Source organism: Curtobacterium sp. Csp2, assembly GCF_013347165.1.
In genome coordinates this window covers 3,003,508-3,026,227 of record NZ_CP054593.1, presented here as the reverse complement: position 1 = coordinate 3,026,227, position 22,720 = coordinate 3,003,508, and the positions used below count along the sequence as shown (strand labels likewise).

Genomic DNA, 22,720 nt, shown 5'->3' with positions numbered 1-22,720 from the left:
GGGGTGCCCGTGGGGGCGGGGGTGGTGGTGCGCTGCGCGGGTGTGGCGGCTGCTGCGGCCGTCGTGTCGGCTGTGCCGTCGGTCTCGGTGGTGGTGGTGGCTGCGGGTGTGGCGGCGTCCGGCGTGGCTCCGTTGGGCGTCGCGGTGCTGGTCGTGGACGTGGAGGTGGACGTGGTGGTCGCGGTCGTGGAGGTGGTGGCAGCCGTCGCCTCGGCCGGGGTGCCCAGCACGAGCGCGCCGGACAGGGCGAGCGTCGCCGCCGCGGACAGGGCGGCGACGGTGCCGACGAGCCGCCGCGTGCGGGGTCGTCGGACGCGGCCGTCGCCCCCGACGGCCGTCTCGTCCACGTTGTCCCCGAGCGTGTTCACCGCCTCCATCAGACGTGATCCGCGCGCCGTGGTCAATCCGCCGCACGGATGATGTGTCCGACGGTGCACGAGCTCGCACGGCGCCCGGACGCCCGGTGGACGCCACTCGGGAATCACCCGTGAACCGTGGCCGCGGTCGGTCCTCCCGCGAGCGCCTCGGTAGGATCGTGGGCGGCCCTCGCACGGCCACGCACCGCCCGCGGCACGCCGCGCGGTACCCGACGCGCAAAGGAGTACGCCCGATGGACACCGGACTCGTCACGACGCTCATCGTCGTCGCCGTGGTGGTGGTCCTGCTCGTCGTGGTCGGGATCGCCCTCTGGTCGAGCTACCGGTCGCTCATGTCCCTCACGGGACGGGTCGACGCCTCGTGGAACGACGTCGCCACCCACCTGCAGCGTCGCGCGGACCTCATCCCCACGATCGTCGAGACCGTCCAGGGCTACGCCACGCACGAGAAGGCCGTCTTCGCGGACGTCACGAAGGCCCGGGCGGAGACGCTCAGTGCCGCGGACGCCCCGAGCGCCTCGGTGGCCGAGGGCCACATGCAGAAGGCCCTGAAGAGCGTGTTCTCCGTCGCCGAGGGCTACCCGCAGCTCCAGTCGAGCCAGGCGTTCCTGCAGCTGCAGTCCGAGCTCGTCGAGACCGAGGACCGCATCCAGGCCGCGCGACGCTCGTACAACGGCGGCGTCCGCGAGCTGAACACCAAGATCAAGCACTTCCCCACGTCGACGTTCGCGAAGAGCAAGGGCGTGCAGGAGGCGTCGTTCTTCGAGACCGCCGAGCCCTCGGCCATCGCCGAACCCCCGCGCGTCCAGTTCTGACCGGGTCGGTCCCGGTCGCCCCGCAGCGCGACCGGTGACCGTCAGGCCGCGTCGTCCGTCGGCGTCGACTCGGGAGCGTCGGCGTCGTCCGCTGCGACGTGCGGCACGAGCGGCACGCCGAGCGCCCCGGCCACGGCTGCCGCAGCGGTGCCGCGGTCGGTGACCTCGACGCCGTCGAGTCCCTGCCACGCCGCGGTCCGCCGCAGGGTCTCCGCGAGCCGCTCGGCGTCCAGGTGCTCCCCGGGCTCCTGCCACGCCGTCCGGACCCGGAGCACCCCGCGTCGCCGGTCGCTCTTCAGGTCGATCCGTCCGGTCAGGCGGTCGTCCTGCAGCACCGGCAGCACGTAGTAGCCGAACACCCGCTTCGGCGCCGGCGTGTAGATCTCGATCCGGTAGTGGAAGCCGTACATCCGCTCGGCGCGGCGACGGAACCACACGACCGGGTCGAAGGGGCTCAGCACGGCGTCCGCGGTCAGGCGTCGGGGCACCCGGCCGTCGGCGTGCAGCCAGGCCCGCTCCTTCCAGCCCTCGACCGTCACCGGGACGAGCTCGCCGCGTTCGACGAGCTCGGCCACGGCCGCGGCGGTGTCGTCCGAGCGCAGCCGGAAGTAGTCGGCGAGGTCCGCGCGCGTCGCGACGCCGAGCGCACGGCCCGCGCGCCGCACGAGCTCGGTGACGGCGGAGGTCCGGTCGGGGGCGGTCTCGAGGGCCCCGGGTGCCAGGACCTGCTCGGGCAGCGCGTAGACGCGTTCGAAGCCGGACCGTCCGGCGCTCACGACCTCGCCCCAGCGGAACAGCTGCTCGAGCCCGGTCTTCACGTCGCTCCACCCCCACCACGGGCCTCGGCGGACGTTCGCCTCGTGCTCGACGGCGCTCGCGGGCATCGGCCCCTCGGCCCGGAGCAGGGCGAGCAGCTCGCGTCGGACACCGGCGGTCCGCTCGACGCCCTCGATCCGGTTCGGCCGGGCGTCGCGCTCCCGGAACGCGTCCATGCGCCAGCGGAACAGCGGCAGGTCGGTCCGGGCGACGAACGCCGCCTCGTGGGCCCAGTACTCGGCGTACGGTCCGCGCCGGGTCATCGTCAGGCGGTCCAGCGTGGCCCGGTCGTACGACCCGAGCCGGGCGAACAGCGGCAGGTAGTGGCTCCGCTCGAACACGTTCACGGAGTCGATCTGCAGCAGCCCGAGCCGTGCGAACCCGGCCGTGAGCGTCCGGGTCGGCACGCTGTCGGCGGGGGCGGCGCCGAAGCCCTGCGCCGCGAGCGCGACCCGTCGTGCCTCGGCGGCGGAGAGCGTCGTCCTGACCATGGGGACGACGCTACCGAGCCGCGCCGACACGGCCGCCTGACGCGTATGCCGCATCTGGAACGTCCGATGTGCCGCGTCGGTACACTCACGGGCATGTCCTTGGGCAAGAAGACGCATCCCGATCCCGTCGTCGAGGACTCGGTGCCCACCGGCATGCGGATCGCCGGTGCCTGGTCGTGGCGCGTGCTCGTCGTGCTCGGGGTCGTCGCGGTGGTCATCTACCTCGTCACGCTGTTCAGCGAGGTGCTCATCCCGTTCCTCATCGGCATCGTCGTCGCGGCGCTCCTCGTGCCGCTGTCGAACTGGATGCAGCGGCACCACGTCCCGAAGTGGATCGCGGTCGTGGTCAGCCTGGTGGGCGGCCTCGCGGCGGTCGCTGGTCTGATCTGGCTCGTCGTCGACCAGATCGCCGCGTCCTACCCGTCCCTGCGCGACCGGACGCTGTCGCAGTACGATACCATCCGCGAGTTCGTCACCAACTCCGGACTCGGGATCAGCCAGGGCGACCTCAACAAGTACCTCAGCCAGGCCACGGACTGGCTCTCGAGCAACTCGGGGTCGATCCTGTCGGGCGTCGCGAGTGCTGGGTCGTCGCTGACGCACCTGCTCGCCGGGCTCTTCGTCGTGATCTTCACCGTGATCTTCCTGCTGATCGACGGCAAGAACGTCTGGCGCTGGACCGTCCGGCTCTTCCCGAAGAAGGCCCGTGCGGCCATCGACGGCGCCGGGGTCGCGGGGTGGACCACCCTGACGAGCTTCATCCGCGTGCAGATCTTCGTGGCGTTCGTCGACGCCGTCGGCATCGGCATCGGTGCGGCCGCCCTGCAGCTGCCGCTCGTCATCCCGATCGCGGTGTTCGTGTTCCTCGGCGCGTTCATCCCGGTCGTCGGTGCGATCGTCACCGGCTTCCTCGCCGTCTTCATCGCGCTCATCTTCAACGGCTGGGTCGCCGCGGTGATCATGCTCGGCGTGATCCTCGTGGTGCAGCAGGTCGAGGGGCACATCCTGCAGCCGCTCGTGATGGGCAGCGCGGTCAAGGTGCACCCGCTGGCCGTCGTGCTCGGTGTGACGGCGGCGTCCGGTCTCGCGGGCATCGCCGGGGCGTTCTTCGCGGTGCCGCTCATCGCGACCGTCAACTCCATGGTGACGACGATCGCGAGCGGGCGGTGGAAGGGCCTCGACTCGGACCACGTGCTCGAGGCGAAGCAGCGCGACCACCACGCGAGCGTCGAGGCGAAGCGGAAGCGTCGCTGGCGGAAGCGGCACCCCGACGGCGTGCCCGCTCCCGGCAGCGACGAGCAGCCGACCGCCGCGAAGGGCACCGCGGGCTGACCGCCTCGCGGCGGCACCGCGGGCTGAGCGCCTCCACAGGCCGCTCGTCACGAGTTCGCCGTGCGGCCCGGGAGCGACGATGATGGTCCCGTGACCGACACCACCACGCCCCGACCGCAGACCGCCGCGTACCCGACGCTCGCGGACATCGAGGCCGCGCGGGAGACCATCGCCGGGGTCGCACGCGTCACGCCGATGGAGACGTCGCAGTTCCTCGCCGAGCTGCTCGGCTCGCCGGTGCACCTGAAGTGCGAGAACCTGCAGCGCACCGGCGCGTACAAGGTCCGTGGCGCGTACAACCGTCTCTCCACGCTCAGCCCGGAGCAGCGTGCAGCGGGTGTCGTCGCCGCCAGCGCCGGCAACCACGCGCAGGGGGTCGCCCTCGCCGCCCGGGAGCTCGGCATCCCCGCGACCATCTTCACGCCGGTCGGCGTCGCCCTGCCGAAGCTGCAGGCGACCCGGCACTACGGCGCCGAGGTCGTCCTCCGCGGACACTCCGTCGAGGAGGCGCTCGTCGCCGCGAAGGACTTCGCCGCCCGGACCGGCGCCGTGTTCATCCCGCCGTTCGACCACCCCGCCGTGATCGCGGGCCAGGGCACCCTCGGCCTCGAGATCATCGACCAGGTGCCGGACGTCGACACCGTGGTCGTGCCGATCGGCGGCGGCGGCGTGATCGCCGGCATCGCCCTGGCCGTGAAGGGCACGGCGGAGCGGCTCGGCCGCGAGATCAAGGTCATCGGCGTGCAGGCCGAGAACGCCGCCGCGTACCCGTCGTCGATCCGCGCGGGGGAGCCGGTGACGGTCGCGACCACGCCGACGATCGCCGACGGCATCGCCGTGGCCCGCCCGGGTGACCTCAACTTCCCGATCATCCGCGACCACGTCGACGAGATCGTCACGGTCTCCGACGACGACACCGCGCGGGCGCTGCTCGTGCTGCTCGAGCGGGCGAAGCTCGTCGTCGAGGCAGCGGGTGCGGTCGGCGTCGCGGCGATCATGTCCGGCGCGGTCAAGGACACCGGCCGCACGGTCGTGCTGCTGAGCGGCGGCAACATCGACCCGCTCATGATGGAGCGCGTGATCACCCGCGGGCTCGTCGCGGCGTCGCGGTACATCGGCATCCGGATCATGCTGCCGGACCGTCCGGGACAGCTCGCCCGTGTCGCGCAGGTCATCTCCGAGGCCGGCGCGAACGTCGTCGAGGTGCTGCACACCCGGCACGGCCAGGGCCTCGTCATCAACGAGGTCGCGCTCGACCTGTCGATCGAGGCCCGCGGCCCCGAGCACGCGCAGGAGGTCATCAAACGCCTGCACGAGGTCGGGTTCCGCCCCGAGCTCCTCGAGCACTAGAGAACCCGTCAGCGGTCCGCACGGACCGCGCGCGTGGCCGTCAGGGTTCCGTCTGCGACGGGGCGGACGGCCTGGAGGCGCGTGATGCTGCCGTCATGACCCTCACGTCGATCCTCCCCTCGCTCCGCGCCTCGCTCCCCGATCCCCTCGACCCGGCGCTCTGGCCGGCGAGCACCGAGGCGACGACCGACGACGTCCGGGTGCGTGCGGTGTCCATGCAGCGGCTCGCGGCGGTCGCGGGGACACCCTGCGTGCACACCGCGGAGCAGGCACCGCCGCGGTACCGCCCGCGCGACTGGGTGCCGCGGGACGTCTGCGTCGCCGTGGCCGCGGTCACCCGGGTCCGACGGCCCTGGGGCGTGCTGCTCGTCGAGCTCGACGCGGTGCTGCCCGACTGCGCCGTGCTCACCGAGGCCCGCCTGATCGGCCGCCGCTCGGTGGCCCCGGCCGCGGCGGTCACCGTGACGACGAACCCGACGGGGACGGCCGGTCGGGACGCGGTGCTGCCCGGGGACGTCGCGGTGGGGGACCTGGTGTGCTTCCCGTGCGCCCGAGCGCTGACGCACCGCGAGGTCGCGACGCTCTGACGCCCGGCGATGCCCGTCGAACCAGAGAACCGACGTGGAACCAGGGCGGGTGCCCGGTTCGACGTCGGTTCTGTGGTTCGTCACGTCCCGCTCGGTGCGGGACCGCTCGGGGCTACGGCTCGTAGCGCTCGACCTTGGTGACCGTGACGGCGATCTCCTTGCCGTTGGGCGCCGTGTACGTGGTCTCGTCGCCGGCACGCATGCCCACGATGGCCGCGCCGACCGGGCTGACCGGGCTGTAGACGGTGAGGTCCGAGCCGTCCGCGACGATCTCGCGGTTGCCGACGAGGAACGTCGACTCGTCACCGGCGATCACCGCGGTGACGACCGTGCCGGGTTCGACGGTGCCGTCGAAGTCCGCTTCGCCGACCGTGGCGTGCTTGAGGAGCTCGGTGAGCTGGCGGATGCGCGCCTCGATCTTGCCCTGCTCGTCCTTCGCGGCGTGGTAGCCGCCGTTCTCCTTGAGGTCGCCCTCTTCACGTGCCGCCTCGATGCGGTCCGCGATCTCCTTGCGGGCGGGGCCGGAGAGCTGCTCGAGCTCGGCCGTCAGACGGTCGTGCGCCTCCTGGGTCAGCCAGGTGACCTGGGGGTCGTTGCTCATGTGGGTTCCCTTCGACAGAGAACGAGACCGGCCGGTGTGGCCGGTCTCGCTCGCGAATCAGACGAGTCTAGGGAACCCAGCAGTCGTGGATCAAGCCGGTCACGCCGCGCGTCGTGGTGTTCACAGGCGTCCTGATGCTGCGGGTGCGTTCGCTCGACGGAGGCAGGGTGACGACCTTCCACCCGACGATCGAGTACGACTTGTCGAGGGCCTGCACGGCGCACTTCGCCTTGGTCCCGGGGTCGACGGACACCTGGGAGTGCACGACGGTCTCGTGGTCGGAGACGACCTGGTAGCCGACGTCCGTGCTGTCGAGCCCGTGCGAGCTCTGGTCGAGCCCGGCCCAGATCACCCAGGCGGCGAACACCACGACGACGGCGGCGGCGGCCACGATCGCGATCAGTCGGGAGCGCTTCCGGTTGCCCGCGGTGCGCCCGTAGCGGTCGTCCAGGGTCGCCGCGGTGGCGCCGGCCGGAGCGGTGCGGGTGGCGTCGGGGGCGACGGGGGGAAGCGGTTCGGACAGTTCGGGGCTCCTGGGGTGATTATCCTGGTCCCAGGGTAGGCCACGCACCGCTGTGCACCGCCCGAATCCCACTCGTCTCCGAAGGGACCCCCGTGCCGTTCCGCCTGCTGGCCGTCCACGCCCACCCCGACGACGAGTCGAGCAAGGGAGCGGCCACCGCGGCGAAGTACGTCGCCGAGGGACACCAGGTCATGGTCGTCTCGTGCACGGGTGGCGAGGCCGGGGACATCCTCAACGACCAGCTCGGCGAACCCGCGACGAGCCGCGCGCACCGCGACATGGCCGGGTACCGCCGCACCGAGATGGCCGCCGCACAGGCCGCGCTCGGCATCGAGCACGTCTGGCTCGGGTACCACGACTCCGGGCTGCCCGACGCCGAGCAGGGCGAGACGGTCCGTCCCGGCACGTTCTCGACCGTCCCGCTCGAGTACTCGACCGAGACGCTCGTCCGCGTGGTCCGTCGGTTCCGCCCGCACGTGCTCGTCACCTACGACGAGAACGGCGGCTACCCGCACCCGGACCACATCCGCACGCACGAGGTCTCGGTCGCCGCCTGGCGCGACGCCGCGGACCCGACGAAGTACTCGGCGGCCGGCCCGGCGTGGGCGGTGTCGAAGCTGTACTACGAGCGGACGATGAACCCGCGGCGCTTCCGGACGATCTACGACGCCATGCGCGAGCGGAACCCGGAGGACCCGGCGCTCGAGCAGCTCGGCGAGTGGGTCGAGCGCTTTGCGGACCGACCGGACCTGTCCACGTCGCACGTCGACGTCCGCGACCACTTCGACGCCCGCGACGCCGCGCTCCGTGCGCACGCGAGCCAGGTGCCGCCGGACAGTGCCTTCTTCTCCTGGCCGAACGACCTCCTCGCGTCGGTGTGGCCCACCGAGGACTACCAGCTCGTCGAGGCACGCGTGCCCACCGACCTGCCGGAGTCCGACCTGTTCGCGGGGATCCCCGAGGACGAGGACACCACCGCGTGAGCACCATCACGGCGACGATCATCGCCGCCACGAACCCCAGCCCGAGCCCGACGACCGTCCCGGACGTCGACGTCACCCCGGGCGTCGCGGGCTTCATCGCCATCGCGGTCGTCGCCGTCGTGACGATCCTGCTCGTGGTCGACATGACCCGTCGCATCCGGCGGACGCGCTACCGCGCCGAGATCCGGGAGCGCCTGGAGCAGGGCGACGCCGACACCGCGACGGACGAGCCGGAGCGGCGCGCGGCGGAGGACGGCCGCACCGACGTCGGCGACGACACCGAACGCGGGTAGACGGCACCACCGGAGGGACGGGAGGCGCGTGGCGGGACCGCCACGCGCCTCCCGTTCGTGACGCGCCCCGGGACGGTCAGCGCACCGGGTGCAGCGCCACGATGAGCACACCCACCCACTGGGCGGCGAAGGCCACGACCGTCAGGGCGTGGAAGACCTCGTGGAACCCGAACACCGTCGGGGCGGGGTCGGGACGCTTGAAGCCGTACACGAGCGCGCCGATGATGTAGGCGAGCCCGCCGGAGAGCACCAGGACCGTCATCGGGACGCTCGCGGCGAAGAACTGCGGCAGCAGCCCGAGCGCGGCGCACCCGAGCACGAGGTAGATCGGCACGTACAGCCAGCGCGGTGCACCGATCCACAGGACGCGGAACGCGATGCCCAGCGCGGCCCCGGACCACATCACCCAGAGCACGACGACCATCAGCGTGTGCGGCAGGGCGCAGATCGCGATCGGCGTGTACGTGCCGGCGATGAGCAGCAGGATGTTCGTGTGGTCGATCCGCTTGAGGACCTTCTTGACCGTCGGCCCCCACGGGAACCGGTGGTACGTCGCGGAGACGCCGAACAGCAGCAGGGACGACGCCATGAAGACGGCGCTGCCGGCCTTGGCGGCCGCACTGTCGGCGAGCGTGATGAGCACGACGCCCATCGCTACGGCGAAGGGGAACGTGCCGAGGTGGATCCACCCGCGCCAGGCCGGACGGGGCGGCTCGGCGACGGCTTCCTCGGTGAACGGGACGTGGGGGAGGGTCGCGGTCTCGTCCTGCATGGGGCGACAGTAGGGCCACTGCCCGAACGGCAGCCGAACATCTGAGGATCGGTGCACTACAGTCGTGCCGTGAGCGGCAGGGTGCAGTGGGCCGGGCGCGGGATCCTCTACCGCGCCTACCAGCGTCGTATCCGCCGCCAGATCGACGGACAGGCGATGCCGAAGCACGTCGCCATGATCGTCGACGGGAACCGCCGCTGGGCGAAGCAGCTCGGACTCGAGTCCGCGGCGCACGGACACCGGGCCGGCGCGGCGAAGATCCCCGAGTTCCTGGACTGGTGCGACGACCTCGGCATCGAGGTCGTGACGCTGTACCTGCTGTCGTCGGACAACCTGACCGGCCGCGGCGGCGAGGAACTCGAGCAGCTCATCGGCATCATCGCCGACCTGGCCGGCACGCTCGCCGACCACCGCGACTGGCGCGTCCAGCACGTCGGGGCGAACGAGGGGCTGCCCACGGCGCTCGTCGACGCGCTCGAGACCGCCGAGGCGAAGACCGCGGAGCACACCGGCCTGCACGTCAACCTGGCGGTCGGCTACGGCGGCCGCCGCGAGATCGCCGACGCCATGCGGAGCATCGTGCGGGCGCACGGCGAGGGCGGCGGCACGCTCGACACCCTGGCCGAGGTGCTGACCCCGGAGCTCATCGGCGACCACCTGTACACGCAGGGGCAGCCGGACCCGGACCTCGTGATCCGGACGTCGGGCGAGCAGCGGCTCTCCGACTTCATGCTGTGGCAGAGCGCGCACAGCGAGTTCTACTTCGTCGAGGCCTTCTACCCGGACCTGCGCGAGGTGGACTTCCTGCGCGCCGTCCGCGACTTCGGCCTGCGGTCCCGACGCTTCGGCGGCTGAGGGCGCGCCGGAGCCGTCCCGCGGACGGCCCGTGCCGCGTTCACTGGCTGACGGCTCGCGCCGCGTCCTCCGGTGCGTCAGGCGGCCTGCGTTCGCCCGCGCCCGGGCATCCCAGTACACTCACAGGGTTCTCCACCCACGGAAGGTTGCCCCTGTGAACACCACCGAGTACGCCGCCGGCTTCGCCGAGGAGCCCGGCTACCTCGACCACGCCGCGTTCGGTCCCGTGCAGACCGCGGTGCTCGAGGAGCAGCGCGTGCTCGGGACGATCCAGGAGCACATGCGCTTCGGCGCCATGGAGACGCTCGACGAGCAGGACGCCCGTGTCCGGACGGTCGCCGCGCGGCTGGTCGGCCGGCGTGAGGACCAGGTCGTCTCCCAGACCGCAACGACCCCGGGGCTGCTGCACACCGCGTTCGGCCTGACCGGAGGCGTGCTCGTCGCCGCGGACGAGTACCCGTCGCTGCCCCTCGCCCTCGCGAGCGCCGCCTCGGCCACGGGCGGCCGCGTGCAGCCCGTCGTCGTCGAGTCCGGCGCCGGGTGGATGACGCCGTCGCTCATCGCGTCGCGGCTCTCGGACGACGTCACCGCGGTCGCCGTGTCCCTCGTGGACTGGCAGACCGGGTACCTCGCCGACCTCGCCGCGATCCGCGAGGTCATCGGCGACCGGCTCCTGATCGTCGACGCGATCCAGGGCTTCGGCGTCGTGGACGCCCCGTACGAGCTCGCGGACGTCGTCGCGACCGGCGGGCAGAAGTGGCTGCACGCCGGCTGGGGCACGGGCTTCACGGCCTTCAGCGACCGCGCCCTGAACCGCCTGCGCCCGGCGCTGTCCGGCCCGCAGGGCACCACCGGTTGGCCGACCGAGGTGCCCTCGGTGAAGCCCGGGGCCGCCGGGTTCCAGATGACCAGGACCGATCCGGTCGCCCAGGCCCGCACGGCCGTCGCGCTCGAACGGCTCGTGTCCGTCGGCGTGGCCGCGGTGCAGGAGCAGGTCGCTGAGCGGGTCGAGCGGGTCTTCGACATCGCCGACGAGTTCGGGCTGTCCGTCGAGTCGAGCCGCGACCCGCGCGAGCGCGCCGGGATCGTCGTGCTCCGGCCGCCGCAGGGCCGTCTCACGGCGCTGTCCGCCGCCTTCCACAACCACGGGGTCACCGCCACGACGCGGCTCGGGGTCGCCCGGGTGTCGGTGTTCGCGTCCACGACGGACGAGACGCTCGACATGTTCCGCGACGCCTGCCTGTCCTACGCGACCATGCAGTGACGCCGGTCGCGCAGGTGCGCGCGGACGGACGCGAGCCGCGCGGCGGCGTCGCCACGAGCCTCCAGGCCGGAACTGTCCCGTTCACGTGACCGTAACCTGCCGAACAGCGTGTCGGGATGCCGCTGTCGGAGGGCGGACGTAGCTTGGCCCCATCGGGCACCGCGCCCGATCGAAGCGGCCACAGTCGGTGCTTCGGGACCCGCTCCACGGCCGCGTCGAGGACAGTGACCGGGCCGCGCGCGGCCCGGGGATGGAGTGGTCGTGACCTCTCAGAACGTCTCTCGCGGAACTCAGCAGCACCACACCGCGGACTCGTCCACCTCGGTCGCCCAGCGCACGTTCGTGCTCGACACCTCGGTGCTCCTCAGCGATCCGCGGGCGTTGTTCCGCTTCGCCGAGCACGCGGTCGTCCTGCCCGTCGTCGTCGTCAGCGAACTGGAGGCCAAGCGGAACGACCCGGAGATCGGGTACTTCGCGCGGCAGGCCCTCCGGCTCCTCGACGAACTGCGCATCGAACACGAACGACTCGACTTCCCGATCGCCCTCGCCGACGGCGGGTCGTTCCGGGTCGAGCTGAACCACTCCAACCAGTCGGTGCTGCCCTCGGGCCTGCAGCTCGGCGACAACGACTCCCGGATCCTCGCGGTCGCGATGAACCTGGCGAACGACGGACTCGACGTCGTCGTCGTGTCGAAGGACCTGCCGCTCCGGGTCAAGGCGTCGTCGATCGGCATGGCGGCCGAGGAGTACCGCGCCGAGCTCGCCGTCGACTCGGGCTACACCGGCATCACCGACCTGCAGGTGTCCGGCGAGCAGATGGCCGACCTGTACGAGCGCGAGGAGATCCCGTCGTCGCAGCTCGCCGGCGTCCCGGTCAACACCGGGGTCGTCATCCACTCGGAGCGCGGGTCCGCCCTCGGCCGCGTGCACACCGCCGGGTCCGTCGCCCTGGTGCGCGGGGACCGCGAGGTCTTCGGGCTCCGCGGGCGCTCGGCGGAGCAGCGGCTCGCGATCGACGCCCTGCTCGACCCGGAGATCGGCATCGTCTCGCTCGGCGGGTCGGCCGGCACGGGCAAGTCGGCGCTCGCGCTCTGCGCCGGGCTCGAGGCCGTCCTCGAACGGCAGCAGCACAAGAAGATCATGGTGTTCCGGCCGCTCTACGCGGTGGGTGGCCAGGAGCTCGGGTTCCTGCCGGGCGACGCCAACGAGAAGATGAATCCGTGGGCGCAGGCGGTGTTCGACACCCTCGGCGCGCTGGTCTCCGACAACGTCCTGGACGAGGTCGTCGAGCGCGGCATGCTCGAGGTGCTCCCGCTGACCCACATCCGCGGGCGCTCCCTGCACGACGCGTTCGTGATCGTCGACGAGGCACAGTCCCTCGAGCGCAACGTCCTGCTCACCATGCTCTCGCGCATCGGGCAGAACTCGCGGGTCGTGCTGACGCACGACGTGGCGCAGCGGGACAACCTGCGGGTCGGGCGGCACGACGGGGTCGCGTCGGTCATCGAGCGGCTGAAGGGGCACCCGCTGTTCGCGCACGTCACGCTGACGCGCTCCGAGCGCTCGGCGATCGCGGCGCTCGTGACGGACCTGCTCGACTCGCCGGACCTGGTGTAGCGCGCGGGGTGGACGCCACCCCGGGACGGACGGGAGGCACGGTGCCAGCTGGCACCGTGCCTCCCGTCCGTCGGTGGGTGCGCCCGTCAGTTCGGGTGCGTCATCGACAGCACGTCCAGGGCGCTGTCGAGCTGCTCCTCGGTGACCTCGCCCCGCTCGACGTGGCCGAGGGCCACGACGGCCTCACGCACGGTGATGCCCTCGGCGACGGCGTACTTCGCGACCTTCGCGGCGGCCTCGTAGCCGATGACCCGGTTGAGCGGCGTCACGATCGACGGCGACGACTCGGCGAAGGCCCGCGCGCGCTCGAGGTTCGCCTGGAGCCCGTCGATGGTCTTGTCGGCGAGGACCCGCGAGCTGTTCGCGAGCAGGCGGATCGACTCGAGCAGCGCGGTGCCCATCACCGGGATCGCCACGTTCAGCTCGAACGCTCCGGAGGCCCCGGCCCACGCGATGGTGGCGTCGTTGCCGATCACGCGCGCGGCGACCATGAGCGTGGCCTCGGGGATGACCGGGTTGACCTTGCCGGGCATGATCGACGACCCCGGCTGCAGGTCGGGGATGTGCAGCTCGCCCAGGCCGGTGTTCGGGCCGGAGCCCATCCAGCGCAGGTCGTTGTTGATCTTCGTCAGGCTGACCGCGATGACCTTGAGCGCGCCGGACGCCTCGACCAGGGCGTCACGGGCGCCCTGCGCCTCGAAGTGGTCGAGCGCCTCGGTGATCGGCAGCCCGGTGTCGGACGCCAGCTGCGCGATGACGCGCTGCGGGAAGCCCTTCGGGGTGTTGATGCCCGTGCCGACCGCGGTGCCGCCGAGCGGGACCTCGGCGACGCGGGGGAGCGTCGCCTGCACCCGCTCGATCCCGAGCCGGACCTGGCGCGCGTAGCCGCCGAACTCCTGGCCGAGGGTGACCGGCGTCGCGTCCATCAGGTGCGTGCGGCCGGACTTCACGGCGTCGGCCCAGAGCGTCGCCTTGGCCTCGAGGGACTCGGCGAGGTGCTCGAGCGCCGGGACGAGGGTGCGGATGAGCGCCTCGGTCACGGCGACGTGCACGGAGGTCGGGAACACGTCGTTCGAGGACTGCGATGCGTTGACGTGGTCGTTCGGGTGCACGTCCGACCCGGCGATCCGGGTGGCGAGCGTCGCGAGGACCTCGTTCATGTTCATGTTCGACGAGGTGCCGCTGCCGGTCTGGTACACGTCGACCGGGAACTGGTCGTGGTGCTCCCCGCCGATGATCGCGTCCGCGGCCTGCGCGATCGCGTCCGAGACGGCCGCGTCGACGATGCCGAGCTCGCCGTTGACGACCGCGGCGGCACGCTTGATCCGGGCGAGCGCGACGATCTGCGCCGACTCGAGGCCGGCACCGGAGATCGGGAAGTTCTCGACGGCACGCTGGGTCTGGGCGCGGTAGAGCGCCGACGCCGGCACCCGGACCTCGCCCATGGTGTCGTGCTCGATGCGGTAGTCGCCCTCGGGGATGCTGTCCGGGGCGGTGGTCGCGGTGGTGTCGGTCACGTCGTCGTGGTCCTTCCTGTCGTGCTCGCCGGCGCGGTCGCGTCGACGCGGTCGTACGGTCCCGTCGGTGTCGGGGCCTGCGTCGTCGGGGCCGGTCAGGCCTGTCCGACGACGGTGTCGATGGAGACCTCGCCGGTCCCCAGGTCGTAGGTCGCGCCGACGACCGCGAGCCGTCCCTCGGCGATCGCGTCCGAGACGGCGCCGGAGCGCTCGATCACCTGGCGGAGCGTGGCCTCGAGGTGGGCGGCGCCGACGGCTTCCTGCGGCAGGTCGGCGTCGGTGGTGCGGACCTGCTCGACACTCGGCGCGATGGCGTCGACGAGGGCCTGCAGGTGCGGTGCGGGCACCGGCTCACCGGAGCGGGCGGCGGCGACCGCTCCGCAGCGGGTGTGGCGGAGCACGACGACGAGCGGCGTGCCGAGCGCCACGACCGCGAACTCGATCGAGCCGAGGACGACGTCGTCGACGATCTGCCCGGCGTTCCGGATCGCGAACAGGTCGCCGATGCCGGCGTCGAAGACGTGCTCGAACGGCACGCGCGAGTCGGAGCACCCGAGGACGGTGGCGAACGGTGCCTGCGAGCCGGTGAGCTCGCCGCGGCGGTCCGGGTCGATCCGGCCGGTGCGGCGCTTGTCGGCGGCGAAGCGGGCGTTGCCCTCGACGAGCAGGCGGAGGGCCTCGGACGGGGTGGCGGCGGCGCGGTCGGGCATGGGCTTCCTCGGGGTCGGGTGGGCTGCGTCGGGTGGATTACTGCTGCGCGAACTGCTTCGACACGGCCGTGGCGACGGTCGTGAAGGACGCGTCGTCGGCGGTGCCGGACAGGACGATGGTGTTCCGGTCGAAGGTACCGACCAGCGAGTACGCGTGGTTGCCCGCGTCCTTGCCCTCGGCTCGCCGGTCGTACACGGTCCACTTCGTGCCCGCGATGGTGCGGTCACCGGTGGACGGCTTCTGGTCGAGCTGGTTCGCGACCCACGAGGCGTTCGCGTCGATGCCCTGCTGCAGGCCGATGTACTGCTTGTCGGGCGTGATCAGGCCGACCGTCCAGACCTTGACCCCGTCGGAGGTCTTGTCCTGGAAGTCGGCGCGGTTGGCGCTGTAGTCCTTCGGCAGGTCCGGGGCCGCGAGCGTCACGCCGGGGACGTTCGCCTGCGACGCGATCTGCTGGTAGTCGACGGTCCGGTCCACGGTCTGGTCGGGGCGGACCACGACGAGCACCAGGAACAGCACGATGCCGAGTGAGGCGATGAGGGCGAGCACGAGGTTGAACGCCGTCTGGTGCTCACGACGGGTGCGGCGTGCGGCGTCCTTGCGCGCCCAGGTCTCCTCGGCCGTCTCGGGGCGGCCGAGCTCGGCGACGATCGGACGGCCGTCGGCGTCGGTCACCGGTCCGCTCCGTCCTGGTCGCCCGCACCGGTCGACTCCGAACCGGCGGTGGACGCACGGGCGGCGTCGAGCCGGGCACGGGCGCCGACCAACCACTCCTCGCACCGGGCGGCGAGGGACTCCCCGCGCTCCCACAGTGCCAGCGAACGCTCGAGCGTCGCGGACCCCTGCTCGAGTTCCGTGACGACGCGCACGAGTTCGTCGCGCGCCGCTTCGTAGCTCAGCGACTGCACGTCGGACGGCACGGGTTCCTGCTGGGTCGACACCCCTCGATCCTACCGAGCACCCTCCGACGCGGCGTACCGGCGGCCGGACCGGTGGAGAACCGTCCAGCGTCGGATCCCGCGGCCCGCGGCGCCGGGCGCGTCCGGCTCGGCGACAGGCCCCGAACCCATCCGGCCCCGGACCCGTCAGGCTCCGGACCCGTCCGGCCCCGGTCCCTCCGGCTCGAGCGTGCCGGTCGCTGTGCCCGCCCCGAGCGTGACGTGCACGGGCGTCGGCCCGGACAGGTCGTCGGTGCCGCGGACGACCCCGCCGTCCGCGGTCTGCACGATGGCGTAGCCCCGGCGCAGCGTGTCGCGGGGTGAGAGCGCGCGGAGCCGGCCGGTCAGGTGGCCGACGTCGCTGTGCGAGCGCTCGAGCCGACGGTCGAGCAGCTCGCGGGCGCGGGAGAGATCGCGCGCCACCTCCTCTGCCCGGGTGTCGACGAGCCACGCGGTCGACGCCAGGGCGGGGCGGGAGCGGAGCGCGGCGATCCGGTCGGCCTCGACCGACAGGGTGTGCGACAGCCGCAGGCCCAGGCGTGCCCGGGCCTGCCGGACGTTGGCGAGCTCCTCGGCCACGTCGGGCACGACCCGCTTCGCCGCGTCGGTCGGGGTCGAGGCGCGGAGGTCAGCGACCTCGTCGAGGATCGGTCGGTCGGCCTCGTGCCCGATCGCCGAGACGATCGGCGTCGACGCGGCCGCCGCGGTGCGGACCAGCCCTTCGTCGCTGAAGCCGAGCAGGTTCTGGAAGTCGCCGCCGCCGCGGGCCACGATGATGACGTCGACGGTCGGGTCGGCGTCGAGCTCGACGATCGCGGCCGTGACCTCGCCCACCGCCCGTTCGCCCTGCACGGCGGTGTGCAGCGTGCGGAACTCCACCTGCGGCCACCGCAGCTGCGCGTTCCGCTTGACGTCCTTCTCGGCGTCGGAGTCCTTACCGGTGATCAGGCCGATGCGGTGCGGCAGGAACGGCAGGCGCTTCTTGCGGGCGGGGTCGAACAGCCCCTCGGCCGCCAGGGTCCGGCGCAGCCGTTCGAGGCGCTCGAGCAGGTCACCGAGCCCGACGTGCTTCATCTCGACGACCTGCATCGTCAGCGAGCCGCCCTTGACCCAGTAGTTCGGCTTGACGGCCGCGACCACCCGGGCGCCCTGCTTCAGGTCTGCCGGCACCCGGGACCGCACGCTCGACCAGATCGAGAAGGACACGGTCGCGTCGACCTCGACGTCCTTGAGCTTGCCGTAGACGTTGCCGCCGGCGACGTTCCACTGGGTGATCTCGCCCTCGACCCAGGCGACGCCGAGCCGGTCGATCCAGTCGCGGATCTTCGCGCCGAGCAGCGCGACGGGCCACGGGTTGTCGGCCGTCGGTGGGCCCTGCTCGATCGCCATGCCCCCATGCTGCCGCATCCCGGCGACACCGCCGGGCCGAGCGACCGCCGACCGGCCACGCCGCCGGGCCGCGCGACGGCCGGCGCCGCCCGGCGGCGCACCCCGCCGTCCCAGGCCCCGTGCCGCCCGCGCACCTATCATCGGGGGCGTGACGATCACCAACGGCCGAACGGTCCCGCTCGCCCCGCCGCGCGTGCACGCAGTGCGGGGTCGCCTGCGGGACGAGCCGGTCCCGGGCGACAAGAAGGTCCTGCTCGCCGCCCCGCGCGGCTACTGCGCCGGGGTCGACCGGGCGGTGGTCGCGGTCGAGAAGGCCCTGGAGCAGTACGGCGAGCCCGTCTACGTGCGCAAGCAGATCGTCCACAACGTCCACGTCGTCTCGACGCTCGAGCAGCGCGGCGCGGTGTTCGTCGACGACGTCGCCGAGGTCCCGCACGGCGCCCACGTCGTCTTCAGCGCCCACGGGGTGTCCCCGGCGGTCGTCGCCGGCGCCGCCGAACGCGACCTGCACGCCATCGACGCGACCTGCCCGCTCGTCACGAAGGTGCACCGCGAGGCCACCCGGTTCGCGAAGGCCGAGCGCACGATCATCCTCATCGGCCACGCCGGGCACGAGGAGGTCGAGGGCACGATGGGCCACGCCCCCGAACGCACCATCCTGGTGAACGGCCCCGAGGACGTCGCCGCGCTCGAGGTCCCGGACCCGGACAACCTCGTCTGGCTGTCGCAGACCACGCTGAGCGTCGACGAGACCATGGAGACCGTCCGCCGGCTCCGCGAGAAGTTCCCGTCCATCGAGAACCCGCCGTCGGACGACATCTGCTACGCCACCCAGAACCGCCAGGTCGCGGTGAAGAAGGTCGCCCCCGCCGCCGACCTGGTCATCGTGGTCGGCTCGGCGAACTCCTCGAACAGCGTCCGGTTGGTCGAGGTCGCGCTCGAGCACGGCGCGAAGGCCGCACACCGGGTCGACTACGCCGAGGAGATCCGCCAGGAGTGGCTCGACGGCGTCGCCACGGTCGGCGTGACGAGCGGCGCCTCGGTGCCCGAGGAACTCGTCGCCGAGGTGCTCGAGCAGCTCGCGGACGCCGGCTACGGCACCGTCGAGGAGATCGTCACCGCGCACGAGGACCTCATGTTCTCGCTCCCGAAGGAGCTCCGCACCGACGCGTCGGGCAACCCGACGCGTGCGCTCGGCGGGCGTCGCCGGTGAGCGGCGGGGATTGGTCCGCGGCACCGGCCCGCGAGCCGGGTCACGTCGACGAGACGGCGCTCGGCCGGGAGGCACGCCCCGCCTCCGCCGGGTCGGCCGCCGGTCCCGCGGTCGGCCGGGTCCACGGCCGTCCGGCACCGGAGTACGGCGAGTATGCCCCGGAGGGGTGGGTGAACCCGGTCCTGGAGGCCCAGCGCCGCGAGGACGAGCGTCGAGCCCAGGAGCGCCGCGAGGAGCAGCCGATCGCGACGGCGAAGTCCGCGGCGGCCGCCCAGCAGGTACCGCGCAGCCGGTTCGGCGCGTCCCCGCTCGACTTCGTGCTGACGGTCGGACTGCTCGTCACCGGGCTGTTCTCGACCGTGCAGTCGCTCTCGGTGACGCAGGTCGCGTCCTCGGTGCGCGAGACCTTCGAGCAGCAGTACACGACCTTCGCGGACCCAGCAGCCCTGTCCACCGCGGCCGTGGTCGGTGCGATCGGCAGCGTCGTCGTGTTCGCGCTGGTGACGTGGTGGTCGATCCGTCGCCTCCGGGCACGTCGACGGACCTTCTGGGTGCCGCTCCTCGGCGGGGTCGTCGCCACGGCGATCAGCGTCACCGCGTTCATCGTGGTCGTGCTGCAGGACCCCAGGTTCCTGCAGGCCGTGATGCAGCACTCCGGCGGCTGAGCCCGCCCGACGAGTGCGCCCGACGAGCCCTACCCGGCCAGGAAGGCGGCGACCGCGCCGTGCAGTGCCGCGAGGTCGTCGACGTGGACGAGCTCACGGACCGAGTGCATCGACAGCAGGCCGACGCCGATGTCGATCGTCGGGATGCCGAGCCGCGTCGCCGCGATCGGGCCGATCGTCGAGCCGCCCGGGATCGTGTTCACGTTGACGAACGGCTGCCACGGCACGCCGGCGGTGTCGCACGCGGCAGCCCAGACCGCCTCGCCCTTCGCCTCGGTCATGTAGCGCTGGTTCGCGCTGATCTTCAGGAGCGGACCGCCGCCGGGACGCGGGCGGTTCGTCGGGTCGTGCTTCTCCGGCTGGTTCGGGTGCACGAGGTGCCCGGCGTCGCTCGACAGCAGCCACGAGGCACGGAACGCCCGGGCAGCCTCGGACCGCGAGGCGCCGAGGCCCTCCTGCACGCGTCCGAGCACGTCCTCGAGGAACGGACCACCGGCACCGGACGGCGTCGAGGAGCCGATCTCCTCGTGGTCGAACGCGGCGAACACGGGGATGTGCGCGCCGTCCGCGGGGGCGTCGACGATCCCGCGGAGTCCCGCGTGCACGCTCGTCAGGTTGTCCATCCGTCCGGACGCCAGGAACTCCCGCTCGATGCCGATCCGCGCCGGGGCCTGCGTGTCGGCCAGGAAGAGGTCCCACGACACCGCGTCGCCCACCCGGGCACGCAGCCACGCGGTGACGTCCGTGCCGCCGTCGTCGCCGCCCACGCCGACGATCGGGATCGTGTGGCGCTGCCGGTCGATCTCCTTGCCGTCGTTCACCCCGCGGTCGAGGTGGATCGCGAGGTTCGGGATGCGCGCGACGGGCCCGGTGGACACGAGCCGCACGCTGCCGTCGGCGTCGACCACCCGGCCGGCGATCTGCAGGTCGCGGTCGAACCACGTCGACAGGAGCGCTCCGCCGTAGACCTCGACGTTGAGCTGCTCCCACCCGAGGGTCCGCACGGCGGGGTTCGGCTTGACGCGGAACGTGGGGGAGTCGGTGTGCGCGCCGAGGATGCGGAACGGGGTCGTCGCGGTCGCGCCCTCCGGCAGTCGCCAGGCGATGAGTGCGCCGTCACGGACGACGACGTAGGCGCCGGCCTCGGTCGGCCACGCGTCGAGCTCGGACAGCTCGGTGAAGCCCGCCGCGACGAGTCGGTCGCGGGCCGCCGCTGCCGCGTGGAACGCGGTGGGGGACTCGGTGACGTACTGGGCGAACTCGGAGGCGATGGCGTCGGCGGTCACCCGACCATCGTGGCACGGCCCGCGGTGCACGACGCCCAGTGGTGACCGGACGCAGGACGGGGCGCGTCCGTCGGACGCGCCCCGTGCCTCCCGTCCGGTGTGGACTAGCCCTTGGTGTGCCCGGCCGAGCCGAGGACCTTCGCCGCCTCGCCGACGCGGGCCGCCATGGCCGTCTCGGCCACCTTGCCCCAGGCGCGGGGGTCGTACTGCTTCTTGTTGCCGACCTCGCCGTCGACCTTCAGCACGCCCTCGTAGTTCCGGAACATCGAGTCGGCGATCGAGCGCGTGAACGCGTACTGCGTGTCCGTGTCGATGTTCATCTTGATGACGCCGTTGCGGACGGCCTCGTGGATCTCGTCGTCGGTCGAGCCGGAGCCGCCGTGGAAGACGAGGTCGAGCGGGTTCTCGCCGGTGCCGTGCTTCTCGGCGACGGAACGCTGGATCTCGCCGAGGAGCTCCGGACGCAGCTTGACGTTGCCCGGCTTGTACACGCCGTGCACGTTGCCGAAGGTGAGCGCCGCGATCCAGCGGCCCTGGTCACCGAGACCGAGCGCGTCGACGACCTTCTCGACGTCGTTCGGGGTCGTGTAGAGCGCGTCGTTGGTGCCCTCGTGCTGGACGCCGTCCTCCTCGCCGCCGACGACGCCGATCTCGACCTCGAGGATCGCGTTGATGTTGCGCGTCTTCTCGATCATGGTCTTCGCGATCTCGATGTTCTCGTCGAGCGGCACCGCGGAACCGTCCCACATGTGGGACTGGAAGATCGGGTTGCGGCCCTGGCGGACCTCTTCCTCGCTCGCGGCGATGAGCGGCAGGACGAAGCCGTCGAGGGCGTCCTTCGGGCAGTGGTCGGTGTGCAGTGCGACGGTGATGTCGTAGTTCTTCGCGACCTCGTGGGCGAAGCGCGCCATCGCGAGGGCGCCGGCAGCACGGTTCTTCACGGTGTGGCCGGCGAAGTAGTCGGCGCCGCCCGTCGTCACCTGGAGGATGCCGTCCGAGCCGGCTTCCTGAAGTCCCTGGAGGACGGCGTTGATCGTCTGCGAGGAGGACACGTTCACCGCGGGGTAGGCGAACTTGCCGGCCTTCGCTCGTTCGAGCATCTCGGCGTACTGTTCCGGCGTTGCGATGGGCACTGCGATCTCCTTCGACGTGGTGGTGTCCACGCCGAGCCTAGTCAGGCGGACTGGAGGCGTTACGGGTGCACGTCCGTGCACCCGGTGTGGCTCCTGTGAGGGCGGTGGGTAGGCTCTGGTCGTGACTCCCAGCACTGAGACCGGTTCCCTGTTCCTCCAGCCCGACCGCAACCTGGCGCTCGAGCTCGTGCGTGCGACGGAGGCCGCCGCGATCCGTGCGCAGCCGTGGGTGGGTCGGGGTGAGAAGAACCTCGCGGACGGTGCCGCCGTCGACGCGATGCGCAAGTTCCTGGGGACCGTGAACTTCGACGGCGTGGTCGTCATCGGTGAGGGCGAGAAGGACAACGCCCCGATGCTCTACAACGGCGAGCACGTCGGCAACGGCCACGGCCCGGCCTGCGACATCGCGGTCGACCCGATCGACGGCACCTCGCTGACCGCCGCCGGCCGTCAGAACGCGATCTCGGTGATGGCCGTCTCGGACCGCGGCTCGATGTACGACCCGTCGGCCGTGTTCTACATGGACAAGATCGCCGCCGGACCCGAGGGTCGGGGGGTCCTCGACCTGGAGAAGCCGATCGGCGAGAACATCCGCGCGCTCGCGAAGGCGAAGCACAAGGACATCGAGGACATGCAGATCGCCGTCCTCGACCGGCCCCGTCACGACGAGCTGATCCGCGCGATCCGTGCGACCGGTGCCGGCACCCGGCTGCTGCTCGACGGTGACGTCGCGGGCGGGATCTCGGCGGCGCTGCCCGGGTCGAAGATCGACATGTGCGTCGGTGTCGGCGGGACCCCGGAGGGCATCATCACGGCGTGCGCGATCAAGGCGCTCGGCGGTGTGATCCTCGGCAAGCTCCAGCCCAAGGACGACGAGGAACGGCAGAAGGCGATCGACGCCGGGCACGACCTTGACAAGGTCCTCGACCAGGACGACCTCGTCACGGGCGACAACACGTTCTTCGTCGCGACCGGTGTCACCGACGGTGTCCTCGTCGACGGCGTCCGCCGTTCGCGCGGTGTCATCCACACAGACTCGCTCGTGCTGCGGTCCCGCTCGAACACCATCCGCCGGATCCAGGCGGACCACCGCGCGGAGAAGTGGTTCTGATCAGTTCGGTCTGACCACTTCGGTCTGACCACGCCGAGGCGGCGCCGCGGGTCGGCGTCGCCTCGTTGCGTAGGGTCGGAG

General features: G+C 72.2%; 24 protein-coding genes. 12 read left to right on the top strand and 12 right to left on the bottom strand.

Translation table 11 applies throughout. From position 1 onward, the window contains the following. On the bottom strand, nt 1-368 hold a 368-nt coding region (locus tag HUN59_RS19490), incomplete at its 3' end, for a hypothetical protein (protein ID WP_217483562.1). Between the two features lie 242 nt (nt 369-610). On the opposite strand from HUN59_RS19490, the gene HUN59_RS14620 reads away from it, so the two are divergent. After that, nucleotides 611-1,192 carry a LemA family protein gene (locus tag HUN59_RS14620; protein ID WP_174778750.1) on the top strand — a complete coding sequence of 194 codons (582 nt, stop codon included), beginning with the start codon at nt 611-613 and terminating at the stop codon, nt 1,190-1,192. 41 nt (nt 1,193-1,233) lie between these two features. On the opposite strand, the gene HUN59_RS14615 is transcribed toward HUN59_RS14620, so the two are convergent. Then, entirely contained in the window at nt 1,234-2,499 is a 1,266-nt protein-coding gene (locus HUN59_RS14615; protein ID WP_174778749.1) for a winged helix-turn-helix domain-containing protein, read from the bottom strand. Between the two features lie 93 nt (nt 2,500-2,592). Between HUN59_RS14615 and HUN59_RS14610 the strand changes: the two genes are divergently transcribed. The 3 genes from HUN59_RS14610 to HUN59_RS14600 all read left to right on the top strand — a co-directional run bounded on the left by HUN59_RS14610 (nt 2,593) and on the right by HUN59_RS14600 (nt 5,768). Then, the gene (locus HUN59_RS14610; RefSeq protein WP_174778748.1) at nt 2,593-3,831 is read left to right on the top strand and encodes an AI-2E family transporter; all 1,239 of its coding nucleotides are present in this window, start codon (nt 2,593-2,595) and stop codon (nt 3,829-3,831) included. Between the two features lie 90 nt (nt 3,832-3,921). Next, on the top strand, nt 3,922-5,181 hold the full coding sequence (ilvA, locus tag HUN59_RS14605) for a threonine ammonia-lyase (RefSeq protein ID WP_174778747.1): 1,260 nt from the start codon (nt 3,922-3,924) through the stop codon (nt 5,179-5,181). 95 nt (nt 5,182-5,276) lie between these two features. After that, nucleotides 5,277-5,768 carry a hypothetical protein gene (locus HUN59_RS14600; RefSeq protein WP_174778746.1) on the top strand — a complete coding sequence of 164 codons (492 nt, stop codon included), beginning with the start codon at nt 5,277-5,279 and terminating at the stop codon, nt 5,766-5,768. Nucleotides 5,769-5,880: 112 nt separating this feature from the next. On the opposite strand, the gene greA is transcribed toward HUN59_RS14600, so the two are convergent. Together greA and HUN59_RS14590 are read right to left on the bottom strand one after the other, a co-directional pair. Continuing rightward, the gene (gene greA, locus HUN59_RS14595) at nt 5,881-6,369 is read right to left on the bottom strand and encodes a transcription elongation factor GreA (protein ID WP_058742779.1); all 489 of its coding nucleotides are present in this window, start codon (nt 6,367-6,369) and stop codon (nt 5,881-5,883) included. 67 nt (nt 6,370-6,436) lie between these two features. After that, nucleotides 6,437-6,940, bottom strand: a complete 504-nt coding sequence (locus HUN59_RS14590) for a DUF4307 domain-containing protein (RefSeq protein WP_174778745.1) — start codon at nt 6,938-6,940, stop codon at nt 6,437-6,439. 44 nt (nt 6,941-6,984) lie between these two features. On the opposite strand from HUN59_RS14590, the gene mca reads away from it, so the two are divergent. After that, nucleotides 6,985-7,875: a mycothiol conjugate amidase Mca gene (gene mca, locus HUN59_RS14585; protein WP_174778744.1), complete on the top strand. Its 891-nt coding sequence runs from the start codon at nt 6,985-6,987 to the stop codon at nt 7,873-7,875. Then, complete coding sequence (locus HUN59_RS14580; RefSeq protein ID WP_058742781.1) at nt 7,872-8,168, top strand: hypothetical protein; 297 nt, start codon at nt 7,872-7,874, stop codon at nt 8,166-8,168. The genes mca and HUN59_RS14580 overlap by 4 nt, the downstream gene beginning before the upstream one ends. A 76-nt stretch (nt 8,169-8,244) precedes the next feature. Here HUN59_RS14580 and trhA read toward each other — a convergent pair whose 3' ends face one another. Further along, nucleotides 8,245-8,940 (bottom strand): PAQR family membrane homeostasis protein TrhA, encoded by a 696-nt coding sequence (gene trhA / locus HUN59_RS14575; RefSeq protein WP_174778743.1) that lies wholly within the window; start codon nt 8,938-8,940, stop codon nt 8,245-8,247. A gap of 69 nt (nt 8,941-9,009) precedes the next feature. Between trhA and HUN59_RS14570 the strand changes: the two genes are divergently transcribed. The 3 genes from HUN59_RS14570 to HUN59_RS14560 all read left to right on the top strand — a co-directional run bounded on the left by HUN59_RS14570 (nt 9,010) and on the right by HUN59_RS14560 (nt 12,676). After that, nucleotides 9,010-9,795: an isoprenyl transferase gene (locus HUN59_RS14570; protein ID WP_114848914.1), complete on the top strand. Its 786-nt coding sequence runs from the start codon at nt 9,010-9,012 to the stop codon at nt 9,793-9,795. Between the two features lie 154 nt (nt 9,796-9,949). Continuing rightward, nucleotides 9,950-11,059 (top strand): aminotransferase class V-fold PLP-dependent enzyme, encoded by a 1,110-nt coding sequence (locus HUN59_RS14565; RefSeq protein ID WP_141860510.1) that lies wholly within the window; start codon nt 9,950-9,952, stop codon nt 11,057-11,059. Between the two features lie 255 nt (nt 11,060-11,314). Continuing rightward, complete coding sequence (locus tag HUN59_RS14560) at nt 11,315-12,676, top strand: PhoH family protein (RefSeq protein WP_174778742.1); 1,362 nt, start codon at nt 11,315-11,317, stop codon at nt 12,674-12,676. Between the two features lie 86 nt (nt 12,677-12,762). Here HUN59_RS14560 and HUN59_RS14555 read toward each other — a convergent pair whose 3' ends face one another. The 5 genes from HUN59_RS14555 to xseA all read right to left on the bottom strand — a co-directional run bounded on the left by HUN59_RS14555 (nt 12,763) and on the right by xseA (nt 17,231). Beyond that, nucleotides 12,763-14,193 carry a class II fumarate hydratase gene (locus HUN59_RS14555; protein ID WP_441307018.1) on the bottom strand — a complete coding sequence of 477 codons (1,431 nt, stop codon included), beginning with the start codon at nt 14,191-14,193 and terminating at the stop codon, nt 12,763-12,765. Nucleotides 14,194-14,288: 95 nt separating this feature from the next. Continuing rightward, entirely contained in the window at nt 14,289-14,903 is a 615-nt protein-coding gene (locus tag HUN59_RS14550) for a carbonic anhydrase (protein ID WP_141860512.1), read from the bottom strand. 37 nt (nt 14,904-14,940) lie between these two features. After that, nucleotides 14,941-15,579 (bottom strand): DUF4245 domain-containing protein, encoded by a 639-nt coding sequence (locus tag HUN59_RS14545; RefSeq protein WP_058741759.1) that lies wholly within the window; start codon nt 15,577-15,579, stop codon nt 14,941-14,943. Beyond that, complete coding sequence (locus HUN59_RS14540) at nt 15,576-15,845, bottom strand: exodeoxyribonuclease VII small subunit (protein WP_144802532.1); 270 nt, start codon at nt 15,843-15,845, stop codon at nt 15,576-15,578. The genes HUN59_RS14545 and HUN59_RS14540 overlap by 4 nt, the downstream gene beginning before the upstream one ends. Before the next feature lie 144 nt (nt 15,846-15,989). Next, a complete protein-coding gene (gene xseA, locus HUN59_RS14535; protein WP_144802529.1) occupies nt 15,990-17,231 on the bottom strand; it encodes an exodeoxyribonuclease VII large subunit in 1,242 nt (413 codons plus the stop codon). 148 nt (nt 17,232-17,379) lie between these two features. On the opposite strand from xseA, the gene HUN59_RS14530 reads away from it, so the two are divergent. Next, nucleotides 17,380-18,444 (top strand): 4-hydroxy-3-methylbut-2-enyl diphosphate reductase, encoded by a 1,065-nt coding sequence (locus HUN59_RS14530; RefSeq protein WP_254629899.1) that lies wholly within the window; start codon nt 17,380-17,382, stop codon nt 18,442-18,444. Beyond that, on the top strand, nt 18,441-19,109 hold the full coding sequence (locus HUN59_RS14525; protein WP_174778741.1) for a DUF6264 family protein: 669 nt from the start codon (nt 18,441-18,443) through the stop codon (nt 19,107-19,109). The genes HUN59_RS14530 and HUN59_RS14525 overlap by 4 nt, the downstream gene beginning before the upstream one ends. Nucleotides 19,110-19,138: 29 nt before the next feature. Here the strand turns inward: HUN59_RS14525 and HUN59_RS14520 are convergent, their stop codons facing one another. Further along, nucleotides 19,139-20,395 carry a M18 family aminopeptidase gene (locus tag HUN59_RS14520; RefSeq protein ID WP_174778740.1) on the bottom strand — a complete coding sequence of 419 codons (1,257 nt, stop codon included), beginning with the start codon at nt 20,393-20,395 and terminating at the stop codon, nt 19,139-19,141. 104 nt (nt 20,396-20,499) lie between these two features. Beyond that, nucleotides 20,500-21,528, bottom strand: coding sequence for a class II fructose-bisphosphate aldolase (fbaA, locus tag HUN59_RS14515; protein ID WP_144802520.1), 1,029 nt, complete (start codon nt 21,526-21,528; stop codon nt 20,500-20,502). Nucleotides 21,529-21,649: 121 nt separating this feature from the next. On the opposite strand from fbaA, the gene glpX reads away from it, so the two are divergent. Continuing rightward, nucleotides 21,650-22,639 (top strand): class II fructose-bisphosphatase, encoded by a 990-nt coding sequence (gene glpX / locus HUN59_RS14510; protein WP_114848921.1) that lies wholly within the window; start codon nt 21,650-21,652, stop codon nt 22,637-22,639. The last annotated feature ends 81 nt before the right edge of the window (nt 22,640-22,720 follow it).